The sequence below is a fragment of the Longimicrobium sp. genome, assembly GCF_036399255.1.
Classification (GTDB): Bacteria; Gemmatimonadota; Gemmatimonadetes; order Longimicrobiales; family Longimicrobiaceae; genus Longimicrobium.
This window is the reverse complement of record NZ_DASWNM010000138.1, coordinates 25,834-41,877: the sequence shown is the minus strand read 5'-3', so window position 1 is coordinate 41,877 and position 16,044 is coordinate 25,834. Positions and strand designations below refer to the sequence as shown.

Here is a 16,044-nt window from a genome sequence, read left to right as displayed (position 1 = left end):
GCCTTCCGTGGTGGATTGCCCGACAGGAGTGCGGGAGTGCGGGAGTGCGGGAGTGCGGGAGTGCGGGAGTGCGGGAGTGCGGGAGTGCGGGAGTGCGGAAGGGAACCCCACAGCGGGCGCACGGAAAGATCCGTGCGCCCGCTGATGCGTTCAGGGGAAAGGCGTCGTGGCTGCCTGCTGTAACCTGTCCCCTGTAACCTGTCCCCTGTAACCTGTAACCTGTAACCTGTAACCTGTAACCTATCTTCTAGTATCCGCGCACGGCCTTGAGCGCGTTCATCAGGCCGTATCCCTGCTCGGAGTGGCGAGACGGATAGAACGACGCCGTCTGCTGCAGGCGCGCGCGCACCTGGTCGCGGGTCATGGTGGGGTTGCGGCTCCACACCAGCGCCGCGATGCCGCCCGCGACCGCCGTGGCGTTGCTGCTGCCGCCCATCCCCACGATGTCGGCCGTGTAGCGGCCGGTGCTGGGCACGTCCAGGTACGAGGTAAGCTCCACGTCGCTGCCGCGGTGAATGCCGCAGGGCACGCCGCCGCCGGGGTAGGTGATGCCCGTCACCGCCACCACCTCCGGCATGTCCGCCGGGAAGATGACGTTGCTGTCCAGGATGCCGTCGCCGCAGCCGCTGGTGCCCGCGGCGCCAAAGAACAGCACCTGCCGGCCGTAGTGCCAGTACTCGATCTCGTCCGACACCTGCCACAGCCAGTTGAGCGACTCCCACGCCATCACGATGACCTGCGCGCCCTGCTGGTTGGCCAGGCGCACGCTGGCCGCGGCGTCGCTGCTGTTGACCGCCGCCACGCCGCTGGCGTGCCGCACGCTCACCAGGCTGGCGCGGTAGGCGATGCCGGCCACGTTGCGCCCGTCCCACGGCGCGGCGATGATGCCGGCCATGCGGGTGCCGTGGCCGCAGTCGTCGTACACGCTGGGCTGCGACGAGATCTTCTGCAGGGTCAGCGTGCGGCCCGTGCTGGAGCCGGACGTGAAGGTGGTGGTGAACTGCCCCTGCCCCGACGAGATGCCCGAGTCGATGAGGCCCACCTTGATCCCCGAGCCGCTGCTGTAGCTCCACGCGGCGGGAATGTTCATCCCCGTGAACTTTTGCGAGTACACGTCGCCGGTGCTGGTGTACTGGCGGTCGCCCGTCCACGCGCTTCCCCAGCCGCACCCCCCCACGCCCGCGAACGGCGAAACTTCCTGCGCGACGATCACCGGTTCCACGTAGTCCACGAACGGCAGCCGGCGGATGGAAGCCAGCGCGGCCTGGTCGCTCAGGCGCACCTCGAGCCGCGGCAGAAGCTCGTCAGCCGCCAGCAGCTGCACGCCGCGCTGCGCCAGCACGGCCGCGCGCCCCTGCGCCTTCTGGTTGCCGTCCACCAGGATCCTGCCCTTCCACACGCCGCGCGCCGAGCCGGGCACCTTGAGCCCCACCGCCACGCGCCCCTCCGAGGCCTGCACGTACGACCACAGCTCCGCGTCGCTCTTCTCGATGAAGGTGCCGGGGCGCTGCTGCTGGCGGGTGGGAATCTGCTCGCCGGCGCTGGCCAGCGCGGGGTCCAGGTCGGGTCCGGACGGCGAGCCGTCGGAGCAGGCGGCCAGCGCGGCCAGCGCGAGCGCCGCCGGGGTGATGCGACGGATGGGCATGGACGTCCTCGGAACATGGAGGAAGAAAATACGACGCGCGGTCCGTGACGTGGACCCGCGCCGTGGAAGCAGCATATGTAGGGATGAGCGCATAAAGAGTAATCAAGATCCCTTCCCGCCGCAAGTTAGGCGACATCGCATCCGAGTGGAATTGATCCGTGATCGTTCACTCCTGCACGCATCGTTCATCACGGAATGAACATTCATTCATGTTCACGCGATGAGCAGAAGCAGCTCCGTGGCACCCGAGCAAAGTTGAACCAGTTAAACTGGCCCAGAGGCAGAAGAAAAATGGCCCCGGCCGGATTGCTCCGGCCGGGGCGGATGGCTCGTGCGGGTCCGCGCTTCAGTCGCGGATGCGGTGGTGGCGGCGCATCACTTCGACCAGGCGGTCGTGGGGAAGGGCGTGGACGCGAAAGCCGTCGGCGCCGGTCATGGTGGCGGCGGCGAGCATGGCGTTCAGGATGGCTTCCTCGGTGGCGTAGGCGGTGGCGGAGAAGAACGGGTTGATCTCCTCGTTGCTGAGCATCCGCAGCGTCCCGACACCCTCCGATACCGACGCGCCACGGTTGGCGGTGGAGAAGGCGAGAAAGATGTCGCCCGACGAGTTCTCGCCAAAGCCGCCCATCCGCCCCACCCCCAGCGACACGCGCGTGGCCATCCGCTTGAGCTGGTGCGGCAGCAGCGGCGCGTCCGTGGCCACCACGACGATGATGGAGCCCAGCCCCTCGCGCGGCGGCGCCACGTCACCGGCCGCGGACGCCGGGTCGCCGGCGCAGGCGGGCACCCCGGCCAGCCAGGGGCGCGACGCACGCTGGCCGCCGGCCATGCAGGGGCGCAGGTCCGTGATGGCCTCGCCCACCGGGACGCCGTCCACGCGAAACGGGCGCCGGCCGCCGTAGTTGCACTGCACCAGCACGCCCACCGTGTAGACGGAGTCGCCCACCGTCACCCGCCGCGACGCGGTGCCGATGCCGCCCTTGAACTGGTGGCAGATCATCCCCGTGCCGCCACCCACGTTCCCCTCCGGCACGCGCCCGCCGCGCGCGGAGTCCAGGGCGGCGAACACGTGCTCCGGCCGCACGTGAAAGCCAAGGTCGTCGTTCAGCGCGCCGTCGAACGTCTCCGCCACCACCGGAAGGGCAAAGATGGGCGCGCGGCCGTTGCGCGACATCCAGTCGATGGTGGCGTCGCGCACCACGCCCACGCTGTGGGTGTTGGTGATGAGCACGGGCCCCTCCAGCACGCCGGATTCCTGGATCCAGGTGGTGCCCGTCATCTCGCCGTTGCCGTTGAGGGTGAACCAGGCGGCGAAGACGCTGTCCGGCCCGGCGTGCCCGCGCGGCAGGATGGCCGTCACCCCCGTGCGCACCGGCCCCTGCCCCCGCACCAGCCGCCCGTCGCCCTGGATGAGCGTGGTGTGCCCCACCTGCAGCCCCGCCACGTCCGTGATGGCGTTCAGCGGCCCCGGCGTCCCCGGCAGCTGGATGCCCAGGTCGCGCGCGCGGGCCCGCTCCTGCGCATCCGCCGGCGACGCGGCCGCGAGTGAGGCGGCAAAAAGAGTAAGTAGATACAGAGTACGGCGCGCGCGCATCGGAATCGTCTTCATCTTGTGAAGCGCGGGTGGGATGGGAAGATCCTCGTCGGGCGTTCGGAGAAATCGGTCGCGTCCAGAATAGCGAAGGGGCACCCGGCCAGCCAGCCGGGTGCCCCTCTCGTCCCAGGTTGCCAGGGTCGCGCTCTTGACCGATACATCAGACCTCGGTAAATTCATGGTCGAGACGCGATCGCTTTTGGATTGCTCTCCTTTCCGAAGGTCCACCTTTCGAGGTGGGCCTTCGTGCTTAGGGGTTGTTGCTGAGCGGTCCGGGGCTTGCCAGCTCCTCACCTTGAGACGCGACCCGCAGCATCGGTTGCTCTCCATTCCAAAGGCCCGCCTCGCGCGGGTCTTTGTGTTTCTATGCTCTACTTCGCCTACGTCGACGAGTTTGGCCACGTCGGTCCCTACGTGGCGCGATCCGATCCGCACCACAAAACGAACCCGGTATTCGGGTTCGGCGGATTCCTCCTGCCCGCCACCGCGGTTCGTGACTTCGGCGAGTTCTTTCTCAAGCTGAAGCGATCTCTCCTCGGCCCGGAGATGAAGGGGCGAGGAGCGACGGATGCCGTCACGTGGGAGAAAAAGGGGTCCACGCTCTACACCACCAGGAACTACGACAACTACCGCAAGTCCCTCACTGGCGCAACGTTCCGCCTGCTGAACCGGATCACGCAGTTTGGAGGACACGCGGTGTACGTGGGGGCCTGCAAGGACGCACTGCCCGAAGTTCACGATTCCAAGGCCCTTTATCGTAGCACGTTCGAACTTTTGCTACGCCGACTCGACGCCTTCGGTGCTTCGGTGGGGGCGCAGGTCCTGGTGATCATGGACGAACACGAGGATCGAGACGCGCTTCTGGACCAAGCGGCGCGGATGATGTACTACGATGCAGAGCGCCTCCAGCACCTGCTCGAACCGCCGTATCAGGTCGAAAGTCACCGCTACTTGACCGTTCAGTGCGCCGATTGGATCTGCGGTCTCATCGGTCGCTTCGGTGCCTACCGAGCCCAACCGGAAGACTTCGCCGAGTTCAAGTGGGCTGAGGCGAAGTTCGCGCCCCGCGTGGACCGCATGGCCATCTGCAAAGAGCTACCACTCCTGATTCCCGAGACAGACATCGAAGAGATGCCCTCGTTGCTCGTGAACGACGGGACGGACGAGTAGGCTCGACGTCGCGTTCCGTGAATATGTTACCCAAGGCCGACTCTTGCCTGTCAACCTCCCCTCCCCTGTGGCTAAAGCTCGGTTCCTTGTCGCCAAAATCCCGGTAGAAATCCCCCCCCACAAGCCACGCACTGCCCTGAAAAAGTTCGCCGCCCGGGCGAGGCACCCGGGCGGCGTTCTCGTGCGGAATCGTCCAGACCTACTTCATCAGGTTCTTGGCGATGGTCTGCAGCTGCATGTTGCTGGTGCCCTCGTAGATCGTGCCGATCTTGCTGTCGCGGTAGAACTTCTCGACCGGGTACTCGCGGGTGAAGCCGTAGCCGCCAAACAGGTCGATGGCCATGCTGGCGATGCGCTGCGCAACCTGGCTGCTGAACAGCTTGGCCATCGCGGCCTCCTGCAGGAAGGGCTGGCCGGCGTCCTTCAGGCGGGCGGCGTTGTACACCAGCAGCCGCGCGGCCTCGAGCTCCGTGGCCATCTGCCCGATTTGGAACTGCACGCCCTGGAAGTCACCGATGCGCTTGCCGAACTGCTCGCGCTCCTGCACGTACTTCACGGTGGCGTCCAGCGCGCCCTGCCCGATCCCGATCATCTGCGCGCCGATGCCGATGCGGCCCTCGTTCAGCGTCTCGATGGCGGTCTTGTATCCCTTGCCCACCTCGCCCAGCACGTTCTCGGCGGGGACAAAGACATCCTGCAGGATGAGCTCGGTGGTGCTGGAGGCGCGGATGCCCAGCTTGTCCTCCTTCTTGCCCACGGAGAACCCTTCGAAGCTCTTCTCCACCACGAACGCGGTGATCCCCTTGTAGCCCGCCGACGGGTTGGCGTTGGCGAAGACGATGAACACCTCGGCCTCGCCGCCGTTGGTAATCCACAGCTTCTGGCCCGTCAGGCGAAAGCCGCCGTCGGCTTGCACCGCGCGCGTGGCAAGCGCGAAGGCGTCGCTGCCGGAGCCCGCCTCGGAGAGCGCGTAGGCGCCCACCTTTTCGCTGGCCAGCTGGGGAAGGTACTTGGCCTTGATCTCTTCGCTGCCCCAGCGCAGGAAGGCGTTGTTGACCAGCGTGTTCTGCACGTCGACGAACACGCCCACGCTGGCGTCCACGCGGCTCAGCTCTTCGACCACCAGCGCGGCGGTGAAGAATGAGGCGCCGGTGCCGCCCAGCTCTTCGGGTACCTCGATGCCCATCAGCCCCAGCTCGAAGAACTGCGGGATGAGCTCGGGGTCCATCTGCTGCTTCTCGTCCATCGCGTTCACGCGCGGACGCACGTCCTCTTCCGCGAACTGGCGCACCGCGTCGCGGAACATCAGCTCGTCTTCGCTGAGCGCCGTGAGCGGGGCTCCGGCAGCCGGCAGTTCGACAGTCGCCATCGGTCTCAAAGCTCTGGATATGGGATGGGGCGCGCCGCCGTCCGGGCCGCGCAACCCGGCAATATGGCACGGGTTGCGAAGGGCGGAAAGGTGGCGGGTGAGGAGGATGATCGCCGCGCCGCCCACGCGTGCGGGAAGGCCGCTGGGGGATGATCCGGGCCAAAGCTGAAACACCGGCACGGCGGGTGCGTGCGAAACCATCGCGTGTGCATGACGTAGTCGGCAGGGGCGCAGGCAGCGCGCAGGCGCTCCCCCACTTTTTCGCTCAGCACGGGAGACGGACCAATGGACAACAACCCTTACGGCGGCCCCGGCGATTCTTCAGGCGGCGCGGGCTCTACGGGTGGCACGGGTGGTGGCGGGGCGGGAGGGGCCGGCGGCTTCGGCAGCGGGTCCGCCGGCGGAACGGGCGGGTCCAGCGGGTTCGGCTCCACCGGCGGCTCGACGGGAGGCTTCGGCTCCGGCACCGGCGGATCGACCGGCGGCACCGGGACGGGCGGGACGACGGGCGGCTCCACGGGAACCGGCGGATCCACCGGCGGAACCGGCGGTGGCGACGCGTTCGGCTCGGCGGGGACGGGTGGATCCACCGGCGGCTCGACCGGCACCGGCGGCACGGGTGGATCGACCGGCACGGGTGGATCGACCGGCACGGGCGGATCGGGGACCGGGGGCGACAGCCCGTTCGAGGAGCTGAACTCGCGCATCGAGGCGGTGCTGGGCGACCTGCGTCCGCGCGTGAAGCAGATGTTCCAGGACGTGGAGTCGCGGGTGGAGGGCGTGGTGGAGGAGTTGAAGCCGCGCATCCAGGACGCGCGCGACCGCGCCAAGCCCAAGGTGGACGAGTTCATGGCCGACGTGCAGCCGCGCATCGACTCGCTGCTCTCGCGCATCCAGGGTGCGCTGGACGGCATCCGCAAGGAGTTCGACGACCGCCGCGGCGGCGGTGAGGGCGGATCGTCCGGCACCGGCGGATCGGGCGGAACCGGCACCACCGGCGGCGCCCTCGGTTCCGGCACCGGCGGCACCGGGACCGGCGGATCGGGCAGCACCGGCGGCGGGTTCGGCGGCGGCTCGACGGGCGGCTCCGGGGTGGGTGGCTCCGGCCTCGGCGGATCGGGGCTGGGTGACAGCGGCACCGGACCGGGCGTCGGCGGCTCCGGACTCGGTGGATCGAGCGGCGGTTCGGGCCTTGGCGGCACCAGCGGCGGGTCCGGGCTGGGCGGGTCGAGTGGCGGATCGGGCCTCGGTGGATCGGGGACGGGCGGCTCCGGGACCGGCGGGACGGGCTTCGGGGCGAGCGGCGCGTCCGGCGGCGGCATGTCCGCGGGCGGCTCGTGGCCGGCGATGACGGAAGACACCAAGCGCGCCGACCCGCCGATGGAGCACGGCGGCGGATCGCGCCAGGGTGAGTCGCCGCCGAACACCGGCTTCCGCGACCCCAGCAATCCGTCGGGCTTCTAAACCCGCGGACGGCATCGCACGATGAAGCGCGCCGGGCACCTGCCCGGCGCGCTTCCGTTTTGCAGCACCGGCCGCGCAGATACTCCGCGCACCGCACCTGAAACGGAGGATGGGGAGGACCGCGGGGAGACCGTCTGCAACGGCGTGTCGTGGGAATATTGACAGCATTCTGTCATTCGAATATCTTCCCCGTGCATTGACAGCACCCTGTCATTCGGTGTTGGACCCATCCACCGGGAGCGATGACCATGGAACAGCAGACGGTGCACCTCTTCGTCCTGGACATGATGGCCGACTGGGAGTACGGCTATGCGGTCGCGGGGATCAACCAGCCGATGTTCCAGCTGAACCCCGGCCGCTTCACCATCCGCACGGTGGGCGCCACGCGCGACCCGGTCCGGACAATGGGCGGCCTGACCATCGTCCCCGACATGCAGCTGGCCGATCTGCGGCCGGAGGAGAGCGCAATGCTCATCCTTCCCGGCTCCACCGCGTGGGAACAGGGCGCGCACGCGGATGCCATCGACAAGGCCCGCGCCTTTCTGGACGCCGGTGTCCCTGTGGCAGCCATCTGCGGCGCGACGTGGGGGCTGGCCAACGCCGGCCTGCTGAACGCGCGCCCGCACACCAGCAACGCGCCCGAGTTCCTGTCGGCGATTCCGGGATATGGGGGCGGCGGGCACTACGTGGACGCGCCCGCGCACGCCGACGCGCACCTGATCACGGCCAGCGGCACCGCGCCCGTCGACTTTGCACGCGCCATCTTCGAGCAGCTGGGGCTGTACGCACCGCCGGTGCTGGACGCGTGGTACACACTTTACAAGCACGGCGACGCGTCCGGCTTCTACGCGCTCATGGCCGAGGGCGCGCCGGCCCAGGGCGCCGCGGCGTGAGCCGGCTGGACGAGGCGCGCCGGGCGGACCAGGCGCGCTCCGCCGCCGGGGATGCGCTGACGGACCTGGTGATCCGCACGTTCCGGCTGAACGGACTGTTCTTGGCCGTCGCGGAAGAGATGGCGCGCCCGGCGGGGCTCACGGCCGCGCGGTGGCAGGTGCTGGGCGCGGTTCTGCGCGAGCCGCTCACCGTCAGCGACGCCGCGCGGGCGATGGGGCTCACCCGGCAGAGCGTGCAGCGGCTGGCCGACGCGCTGGTGCACGACGGGATGGCGGAGTACGTCGACAACCCGCGCCACCGCCGCGCCAAGCTGCTGCGCCCCACGCAAGCGGGATGGGACGCCATCGACGTCATCCGCCCGCTGCAGCACGCCTTTACGCACCAGGTGACGGAGCGGATGGAGGCCGGCGAGCTGCGCCAGGCCGTCGCCCTCATGGACCGGCTGATCGCCAGGCTGGAAGACGATCCGTGGCGGCCGGAGGATCGGACAGGTTGAGCGGCCCTGGGCGATGATGCGCGGAGAGGCCGCTACAGGCGGGAGGGCGCGAATGAAGATCGCTGTCATTCTGAGGAAGGCGCCGCGCATGGCCGTCTTCACGCACCATCGCCTGTGCGCCGACCGAAGAATCTCCTTCGGGAACGGGGGCCCACGCGCCGAACCAACCGTAGCCGTCTGGATCGTGCGCCATCCGGCAGATTCTCCGGTCGGCGCACAGGGGATGGTGCAACCGGAAAGGATTGGACACGCGCCTCAACGTGTGACTTCCTGAGGGAGGCGCCGCACCTGACCCGCTGCTACGAAGAAACCTGGCGCCGACCGAAGGATCTAGCCGGCAGTACGAATGGGCTGGATCGCAGCTCGGGATCTGGCCCCGTCGTGTCCGAGAGTAGATCCTTCGGTCGCGCGCAACCGATTCCGTTCTTCGGCTTTCCGTGTGCGCTCCCTCAGGAAGTCACGCGCTTGCGTGAGAAACTCGGCTTGGGGGAACACGAACGGCCCCGTCTGCTCGCGAGACGGGGCCGTTCGTGTCGTCGCGACCTGGCCGCAGAGACGGATCAGGTGACGCGGAACGCGGCGAGCGCCTGGCCCTTGTTGGCGCCCTGCGTGACCGCGACGGCGATGTCGTACTCGCCGGCCTTCCACTGGTACGTGCCGGTGGGGACCAGGTCGATGCGGTAGAACCCCGGCAGCGAGCCAGCCGCCAGCCGCACCACGTTCACCAGCGCGCCGAACGGCGCCACGATCATCGCGTCTACCTTCACGTTCGCGGCGGTCAGCCCGGTCACCGGCTCGCCGTTGGCGTCCGTCACCGAAAGCAGCACCGACGACTCGTCGCGGTCACCGGGATCAGCAATGCGCTCGTTGCCAAGCGCCTGTACGACCAGACGTGCCATGCTTCCTCCAGATGGATGGGGATCTTGAACGGCCGCGGGGACGCGGCCGGGCAGGTGCGGACGGCACGGGGCCGTCACGCGCCGCCGTCTGGCAGAGGCCGGGCCACGCGGCACCATCACGCGTAAGCAGATGCGATATTCATAGTTGCTCCACCAACTGCGCATCCGGCGTCCCTGTAAACGACCCCAAGACGCGAGACGTACGCGCCTCACCTGGGACGCGGATGGCACGGCCGGGCTTCTGATCCGTCGGACGGCACCGCACGACGAAGCGGCGCGCACGTCGTCCGGCGCGCCTGATTCCATCCAGTTGTCCCACCATAAATCCAGCGGAGTCGCCGGGAGCAAACTCGGTTGACTCCGTTGACTCCGTGTGAGGCCATTCTTTTCATCATCCGCCGCACCAGAATCGGCCACGCGCGCGAGCGATCCGCCGCGCATCATGCGCAAACGGCGGCGGGTGCGTAGATTGGGCGGCAGGCGCGCGCGCACGGGAGCGCGGGCGAAAGCACGACCCCTCAAACTTCCCGCGGCACCCATGAGCATCGCCGAGATCTTCGAGACCATGGAATACGGCCCCGCCCCCGAAAGCGCCTCGCCCGCCGTGCGGTGGCTCGAGGAGCGGGGGCGCACCTTCGGGCACTTCATCGGCGGCGAGTGGCGCGACCCGGCGGAGGGCGAGTGGTTCGACACCGAGAACCCCGCCACCAACAAGCCGCTCGCGCGCATTGCCCAGGGCGGCCGCGCCGACGTGGAGGCGGCCGTGCGCGCCGCGCGCGAGGCGCTCCCCGCGTGGCAGGCGCTCGACGGCCACGCGCGCGCCCGGTACCTGTACGCGCTGGCGCGGCACATCCAGCGGCACTCGCGGCTGTTCGCCGTGCTGGAGACGATGGACAATGGCAAGCCCATCCGCGAGTCGCGCGACATCGACATCCCCCTGGTCGCCCGCCACTTCTACCACCACGCCGGCTGGGCGCAGCTGATGGACGCCGAGATGCCCGGCTACAAGGGGATCGGCGTCGTCGGGCAGATCATCCCCTGGAACTTCCCGCTGCTGATGATGGCGTGGAAGATCGCGCCGGCGCTGGCGATGGGGAACACGGTGGTGCTCAAGCCGGCCGAGTTCACCTCGCTGACGGCGCTGCTGTTCGCCGAGGTGTGCCGCGACGCGGGGCTGCCGCCGGGCGTGGTGAACATCGTCACCGGCGACGGGCGCACGGGCGCGGCCATCGTGGAGCACCCGGACGTCGACAAGATCGCCTTCACGGGATCGACCGACGTGGGCCGCATCATCCGCGTGGCCACGGCGGGGACCGGCAAGAAGCTGTCGCTGGAGCTGGGTGGCAAGTCGCCCTTCATCGTCTTCGACGACGCGGACCTGGAAAGCGTGGTCGAGGGCGTGGTCGACGCCATCTGGTTCAACCAGGGGCAGGTGTGCTGCGCCGGCAGCCGCATCCTGGCGCAGGAAGGAATCGCCGAAAAGCTGACGCAGCGGCTGCGGGAGCGGATGGAGACGCTGCGCGTGGGCGACCCCATGGACAAGGCGGTCGACATCGGCGCCATCGTGGCCCCGGTGCAGCTGCAGAAGATCGCGGAGCTGGTGCAGCAGGGGCGCGACGAGGGGGCGACGATGTGGCAGCCCTCGTGGAGCTGCCCGCAGGAGGGGTGCTTCTTTCCCCCCACGCTGTTCACCGACGTGGCGCCTTCGTCCACGGTGGCGCAGGTGGAGATCTTTGGCCCCGTGGTGGTGCTGATGACCTTCCGCACCCCGGCCGAGGCGGTGGCGCTGGCCAACAACACGCCGTACGGCCTGGCCGCCAGCGTGTGGACGGAGAGCATCAACCTGGCGCTGGACGTCGCCCCGAAGGTGCAGGCGGGGACGGTGTGGATCAACAGCACCAACCTGTTCGACGCCGGCGCCGGCTTCGGTGGATACAAGGAAAGCGGCTTTGGGCGCGAGGGCGGCAAGGAAGGGCTGTGGGAGTACGTAAAGCCCCGCTGGGAAGCGGAGGCCAGGAACGGCTCCGTTTCGCGGAAGGACGACCGCAAGGCCAAGGCGCCGAAGCAGGAGAAGGCGCGCAACGGCGGGCCCGCGCTGCCGCCCATCGACCGCACGGCCAAGCTGTACATCGGCGGCAAGCAGGCGCGGCCCGACAGCGGGTACTCGATGCCGGTGACCGGCGCGGGCGAGCGGCTGCTGGGCGACGTGGGGCTGGGCAACCGCAAGGACGTGCGCAACGCGGTCGAGGCGGCGCACAACGCCGCGGGGTGGGCTAAGGGGACGGCCCACAACCGCGCGCAGGTGGTCTACTACCTGGCCGAGAACCTGGCCGCCCGCGCCGACGAGTTCGCCCGCCGCATCGCGCAGATGACGGGCGACGAGGCCGGCGCCGAGCGCGAGGTGGAGGCCAGCATCCGGCGCCTGTACACCTACGGCGCCTGGGCCGACAAGTACGACGGGCTGGTACACGCCGCGCCCATGCGCAACGTGACGCTGGCGATGAACGAGCCCATCGGCGTCATCGGCATCGCCTGCCCCGACGCGGCGCCGCTGCTGGGCTTCGTGAGCGCCATCGCGCCGGCCATTGCCATGGGCAACGCGGTGGTGGCCATCCCCAGCGAGCGCTGGCCGCTGGCGGCGACGGACTTCTACCAGGTGCTCGACACCAGCGACGTGCCCGGCGGCGTGGTGAACATCGTCACCGGCAAGCGCGACGAGCTGGCCGAAACGCTGGCCGCGCACGACGACGTGGACGCCATGTGGTACTTTGGCACCGCCGAGGGAAGCACCATGGTGGAGCGCCTGTCCGCCGGCAACATGAAGCGCACCTTCGTCAGCTACGGCCGCGAGCGCGACTGGTACGACGGCGAGCAGGGCGAAGGCCGCGAGTTCCTGCGCCAGGCCACCCACGTCAAGAACATCTGGGTGCCGTACGGGGAGTAGGTAGCGCCTGCATGTTTGCCCTGATTACACTGTGTAATCAGGGAAGAGGACGAAGCTCCGCGCGGTGGGGAACGAACAAGGGCCGAAGCACATCGCTTCGGCCCCTGTCGTTTTCAGCCCCGCGGCCTGTTCAACCCCCAGTTACGGCATCCTGGGTGCTGCCCACAGGCGCAGCCACTCCGCGATGTCGTCCTCGCCTTGCTCACCCGCCGCAAGCCCTACCATGAAGCTGACGACCTCGGGCTCGGGAGCATCAAACACCCATCCGTTCCATTCCAGGAACGTGATCATCGCGACGAAGGAGACCCGCTTGTTGCCGTCGACGTAGCCGTGGTTCGTCGCGAGTCCATACCCGTACGCCGCCGCCAGCGCACAAAAGTCGCGTTCGTCAGCGAAGTCCCACTTGTGGCGAGGCCTCATCAGGACCGACTCGATCAGTCCCGAGTCCCGAACGCCGGGCGCTCCACCAAAGTGCACGATCTGATTCTGCTGGATGTAGTCGACCAACCTGCGCTCCAGCCACTTTGGTTCGCGCTGGGAGCCGGCGGTGGTCACTTCGCCAGTTCCTTCAGCGCATTACGGTACCTCTTCGTGATGCGGTCGGAGATCATCATTGCCTCAGCGAAATCGGGATCGTAGGGCGTGATCAGAATTCCGGCATCGGTGTCTACCGCGAACACCCGGTCGCCCGCCTCGATCTGATGCCGATCGAGCATCGTCTTCGGCAGAGTGGCGGAAGCAGAGCCGCCCACCTTCTGCATCTTGATCTCCTTGTGCATACTTCCTCAATCGACAAGTTCAGCATCGTACGAAGTGAGTTAGCATACATACAAAAGTTATACCCGTCAAGCAGCAGACCCAGCCGCACTCAGGAGCGCCTTCACACCAGGCCCCAAGGAAAGGCTGTGCACCGCATCGGCCGGGTTCGGATCATCCCGAACAACCCATCTCGCCCAGGATGCCGAACTGACTGCTCAGTTGCAGTACGACCGGTCCACGTATCGCTTGCGTCCGGAACCGGAGTACGTGTAGCAGCCGCCGCGTGGGCCAGTGTAGTAGCCGCGGGAAGCCGAGCTTGACCTCCGTGACCCACCGCCGCTGCCCGCCGACCCGCTGCCGCTGGTATACGTAGTGGGCGCCTGCCGCTGCACCAGTTCGCTCGCACGGTACACGTACCCCTCCGGCGAGCCCGCGCTGTACAGGCGCGCCCAGCCGGTTGCGTCCTTGGGACCCAGCTGCACGTAGTCGCCACTGCGCAGCGTGCGGACTTTCGCGGCACCGTTGTCGGGCTGCGCGCGCACGTTCAGCGCGCCGTGGATGTAAAACCACTCCCGCGTCTCGGTCGTCGTGGGCGCGCTGTAGGAAGGCGTGCGATAGGAGGGTGTGCTGTACGAAGCCGGGTAGCGATCAGGTGAGGATGGATTGTCGGGGCCCATGCACATGCCCACGAGCACCAGCATGAAGAATCCCATGCATCCCGCGCCCATACATCCTCCTGACTGCGCAGCGCCGCTGTTCGGCGCGCCCCCGCCACTCCCGGTGGCGCCGCCGCTTAGCCGTTGAGCGAATGAAATTCCGGTGCCCGGGATTCCTGCCGTCGCCCGCGTGCCACGCCTGCCTATGTTCAGGCTGGCGCCCCGCCCTCCCAGTGTGGTGCTGACCCCGCTCCGCGAGAGGTTGATGCGCACGCCGGGCGCGAGCCTGATGGATTTTCGAAATCGCATGATTGTTCCTGGAGAACGATGAACTGTTTGCGAGATCGTGGAGCCATGCCTCTCCGGCACGATCCCGACGCTCGATTCCACTGTCGGATTCGCCGACGCAAATTCACATCGTGCACATTGTTGGATGCAGAGAGGGCCGGCACCCGCGCGGGTGCCGGCCCTCCCCTTTTTGTTCGCGGAGGCGGACGGCGTGACTTCGTTGCCGCGATTTCGATCGCGCCCGCGGGGCGGGCGACGAACGACGCGTCAGGTGCCCAGGGCGATGTCGCGCAGAAAGTCGAACGGGTAGATGCCCGTCTTGTGGCCGTCGCTCCAGTCGAAGCGCAGCGCGTACTCGCCCACGTACTCCACCGAGAGCGGGTGCACGTCCATTGGGACCGTGGCGGGGTTCAGGATGGGGCGGTGCGTCATCTCCTCGACGCAGCCCGCGCACGGGCACATCAGCCGCAGGTAGCGCGGCGGGTAGTCCGACACCGCGCCGTCCTTCCAGCGGATGCGCAGCTGCGACCCGTCTTCCGTGGGCCCCACCTCCACCGGCGTGGTCTCGTCGCTCACGGCGCCACCGTAAAGGGCACCATCACCCGCGTGTCGGCCCACTCCATGGCGAGCACCGCGCCCTCGCCGCAGCTGGACTCGTCGAAGCGCATGGTGAACTGCTCCACCGGCTCGCCCCCCGTGCGCCGCGCCGTAACCGGGATGCGCGCCAGGTCCTGCGCGGGGTCGTACACCGTCCCCCACTGCCCCGTCTGCCGGTTGATGATGAGCGTCCACCCGTCCGGCCCCGGAACGGTCCACAACGTGTAGCTCCCCGCCGGCACCCGCGTGCCGCCCACCACCAGGTCGCGGCTGGTGCGAAAGTGCGTGGCCTCGTTGGCGCCCGTGCGCCACACCTGCCCGGCCGGCGTGAGGATCGCCAGCGTCCGCCCGCGCAGCGACGGGCGTCCGTACGCCACCGACACGTCCGCACCATCCACCATCATCCCCACCGAATCGCGCGGCGACAGGCTGCCCATCTGCTGTCCCGACTGGTCGCGCCGCGCCCAGCCGGCCGCGATGGCGTTCACGTCCAGCGAGGCGACCCGCTCCACGTCGGCCTTGAAGGTGCTCTCCGGGCTGCGCGCGCCCAGCACCCGCCCCTGCGCGTCGACGCGGGCGCGCGCCACGCCGCTCCCCGAGCGGATGAGCACCGAGTCGGCGCCGCGGCGGATGAAGCTGACCGTCCCCGTCTGCCGCGCGCCCGCCTGCACCACCGGCACCGCGGCCGAGTCCACGTTGCGCGCCCGGGCCGCCCGGATCACCGGTTCCGCCAGCGCGTACGAGTTGCCGATCCAGGGATACGCCTCGGCCGTGGCCGCCACCCGCCCCTCGCGCACCGTATCGCCCCGCTGGATGCGCCAGTCCGCGCTGTCGGTGCCCATGACGATGGTGAGCGTCTGAGGCAGCAGCTCCGGCGCGGAGGGGATGCGCGTCGTCATCTCCAGCTGGGCGATGGTGCCGTCCGGGCGCAGCGTGGCCGTGTAGCTGCGCACCGAGGTGCGGGGCGTGCGGGCGACCATGGTGCCTTCGATGCGGCCGGCCGTGCGCGTGAACTGCTCCACCACCACGGTGTCGCGCCCCAGGCGCAGAACGAAGCCGCCGCTCTCCTGCGCGGCGGCGGGGAGGGCGGCCAGCGAGAGCGCGGCCAGTGCGGCGAATGTCCTGATCAAGACCGGGGCTCCGGTGCGTACGGTTGCGGACGGGGTCCAGCATGGTTAGAGGAACAAAGTGCCCGTGCCGCGGCGAGCGGACAAGGGCGCGGCCCGCCGGTTGCACGCGCCGGGGCGTTCCGGGTGAATCTTGAGGGCA

The 16,044-nt window shown here is 68.8% G+C and carries 14 protein-coding genes and 1 pseudogene; 5 read left to right on the top strand and 10 right to left on the bottom strand.

The window, feature by feature from the left end; genetic code table 11:
• Nucleotides 1–247 precede the first annotated feature (247 nt).
• Together VGC13_RS25680 and VGC13_RS25675 are read right to left on the bottom strand one after the other, a co-directional pair.
• A complete protein-coding gene (locus VGC13_RS25680; RefSeq protein WP_331128174.1) occupies nucleotides 248–1,645 on the bottom strand; it encodes a S8/S53 family peptidase in 1,398 nt (465 codons plus the stop codon).
• A 346-nt stretch (nucleotides 1,646–1,991) separates the two neighbouring features.
• Nucleotides 1,992–3,254 (bottom strand): P1 family peptidase, encoded by a 1,263-nt coding sequence (locus VGC13_RS25675; RefSeq protein WP_331128173.1) that lies wholly within the window; start codon nucleotides 3,252–3,254, stop codon nucleotides 1,992–1,994.
• Between the two features lie 351 nt (nucleotides 3,255–3,605).
• Between VGC13_RS25675 and VGC13_RS25670 the strand changes: the two genes are divergently transcribed.
• Nucleotides 3,606–4,409: a DUF3800 domain-containing protein gene (locus VGC13_RS25670; RefSeq protein WP_331128172.1), complete on the top strand. Its 804-nt coding sequence runs from the start codon at nucleotides 3,606–3,608 to the stop codon at nucleotides 4,407–4,409.
• A gap of 199 nt (nucleotides 4,410–4,608) precedes the next feature.
• On the opposite strand, the gene VGC13_RS25665 is transcribed toward VGC13_RS25670, so the two are convergent.
• Nucleotides 4,609–5,778 carry an acyl-CoA dehydrogenase gene (locus VGC13_RS25665; protein WP_331128171.1) on the bottom strand — a complete coding sequence of 390 codons (1,170 nt, stop codon included), beginning with the start codon at nucleotides 5,776–5,778 and terminating at the stop codon, nucleotides 4,609–4,611.
• Nucleotides 5,779–6,063: 285 nt separating this feature from the next.
• Between VGC13_RS25665 and VGC13_RS25660 the strand changes: the two genes are divergently transcribed.
• From VGC13_RS25660 to VGC13_RS25650, 3 genes are all read left to right on the top strand, one after another.
• Nucleotides 6,064–7,242: a hypothetical protein gene (locus VGC13_RS25660; protein WP_331128170.1), complete on the top strand. Its 1,179-nt coding sequence runs from the start codon at nucleotides 6,064–6,066 to the stop codon at nucleotides 7,240–7,242.
• A gap of 248 nt (nucleotides 7,243–7,490) precedes the next feature.
• Nucleotides 7,491–8,135, top strand: a complete 645-nt coding sequence (locus VGC13_RS25655; protein WP_331128169.1) for a type 1 glutamine amidotransferase family protein — start codon at nucleotides 7,491–7,493, stop codon at nucleotides 8,133–8,135.
• Nucleotides 8,132–8,632 carry a MarR family winged helix-turn-helix transcriptional regulator gene (locus VGC13_RS25650; RefSeq protein ID WP_331128168.1) on the top strand — a complete coding sequence of 167 codons (501 nt, stop codon included), beginning with the start codon at nucleotides 8,132–8,134 and terminating at the stop codon, nucleotides 8,630–8,632. The genes VGC13_RS25655 and VGC13_RS25650 overlap by 4 nt, the downstream gene beginning before the upstream one ends.
• A 560-nt stretch (nucleotides 8,633–9,192) precedes the next feature.
• Here the strand turns inward: VGC13_RS25650 and VGC13_RS25645 are convergent.
• Nucleotides 9,193–9,531 carry a hypothetical protein gene (locus VGC13_RS25645; protein WP_331128167.1) on the bottom strand — a complete coding sequence of 113 codons (339 nt, stop codon included), beginning with the start codon at nucleotides 9,529–9,531 and terminating at the stop codon, nucleotides 9,193–9,195.
• Nucleotides 9,532–10,069: 538 nt separating this feature from the next.
• Here VGC13_RS25645 and VGC13_RS25640 point away from each other — a divergent pair.
• Nucleotides 10,070–12,475 carry an aldehyde dehydrogenase family protein gene (locus VGC13_RS25640; protein WP_331128166.1) on the top strand — a complete coding sequence of 802 codons (2,406 nt, stop codon included), beginning with the start codon at nucleotides 10,070–10,072 and terminating at the stop codon, nucleotides 12,473–12,475.
• A 141-nt stretch (nucleotides 12,476–12,616) separates the two neighbouring features.
• On the opposite strand, the gene VGC13_RS25635 is transcribed toward VGC13_RS25640, so the two are convergent.
• The 6 genes and pseudogenes from VGC13_RS25635 to VGC13_RS25615 all read right to left on the bottom strand — a co-directional run bounded on the left by VGC13_RS25635 (nucleotide 12,617) and on the right by VGC13_RS25615 (nucleotide 15,905).
• Entirely contained in the window at nucleotides 12,617–13,030 is a 414-nt protein-coding gene (locus VGC13_RS25635) for a type II toxin-antitoxin system death-on-curing family toxin (protein WP_331128165.1), read from the bottom strand.
• Nucleotides 13,027–13,236, bottom strand: a complete 210-nt coding sequence (locus tag VGC13_RS25630; protein WP_331128164.1) for an AbrB/MazE/SpoVT family DNA-binding domain-containing protein — start codon at nucleotides 13,234–13,236, stop codon at nucleotides 13,027–13,029. Before VGC13_RS25630 ends, VGC13_RS25635 begins: the two co-directional genes overlap by 4 nt.
• A 213-nt stretch (nucleotides 13,237–13,449) precedes the next feature.
• Nucleotides 13,450–13,947 carry an SH3 domain-containing protein gene (locus tag VGC13_RS25625; protein ID WP_331128163.1) on the bottom strand — a complete coding sequence of 166 codons (498 nt, stop codon included), beginning with the start codon at nucleotides 13,945–13,947 and terminating at the stop codon, nucleotides 13,450–13,452.
• A 105-nt stretch (nucleotides 13,948–14,052) separates the two neighbouring features.
• A pseudogene (locus VGC13_RS33545) lies at nucleotides 14,053–14,199 on the bottom strand (DUF4236 domain-containing protein); the annotation flags it as partial.
• Between the two features lie 246 nt (nucleotides 14,200–14,445).
• Entirely contained in the window at nucleotides 14,446–14,754 is a 309-nt protein-coding gene (locus tag VGC13_RS25620; protein WP_331128162.1) for a DUF971 domain-containing protein, read from the bottom strand.
• Nucleotides 14,751–15,905, bottom strand: coding sequence for a DUF2911 domain-containing protein (locus tag VGC13_RS25615; RefSeq protein WP_331128161.1), 1,155 nt, complete (start codon nucleotides 15,903–15,905; stop codon nucleotides 14,751–14,753). Before VGC13_RS25615 ends, VGC13_RS25620 begins: the two co-directional genes overlap by 4 nt.
• Nucleotides 15,906–16,044: the final 139 nt, after the last annotated feature.

Bases quoted from the DNA above. Each gene is read 5' to 3' on its own strand.
- VGC13_RS25675 (WP_331128173.1), bottom strand. From the start codon at position 3,254: ATGAAGACGATTCCGATGCGCGCGCGCCGTACTCTGTATCTACTTACT.
- VGC13_RS25640 (WP_331128166.1), top strand. From the start codon at position 10,070: ATGAGCATCGCCGAGATCTTCGAGACCATGGAATACGGCCCCGCCCCC.
- VGC13_RS25680 (WP_331128174.1), bottom strand. From the start codon at position 1,645: ATGCCCATCCGTCGCATCACCCCGGCGGCGCTCGCGCTGGCCGCGCTG.
- VGC13_RS25665 (WP_331128171.1), bottom strand. From the start codon at position 5,778: ATGGCGACTGTCGAACTGCCGGCTGCCGGAGCCCCGCTCACGGCGCTC.
- VGC13_RS25670 (WP_331128172.1), top strand. From the start codon at position 3,606: ATGCTCTACTTCGCCTACGTCGACGAGTTTGGCCACGTCGGTCCCTAC.
- VGC13_RS25625 (WP_331128163.1), bottom strand. From the start codon at position 13,947: ATGGGATTCTTCATGCTGGTGCTCGTGGGCATGTGCATGGGCCCCGAC.
- VGC13_RS25655 (WP_331128169.1), top strand. From the start codon at position 7,491: ATGGAACAGCAGACGGTGCACCTCTTCGTCCTGGACATGATGGCCGAC.
- VGC13_RS25645 (WP_331128167.1), bottom strand. From the start codon at position 9,531: ATGGCACGTCTGGTCGTACAGGCGCTTGGCAACGAGCGCATTGCTGAT.
- VGC13_RS25660 (WP_331128170.1), top strand. From the start codon at position 6,064: ATGGACAACAACCCTTACGGCGGCCCCGGCGATTCTTCAGGCGGCGCG.
- VGC13_RS25630 (WP_331128164.1), bottom strand. From the start codon at position 13,236: ATGCAGAAGGTGGGCGGCTCTGCTTCCGCCACTCTGCCGAAGACGATG.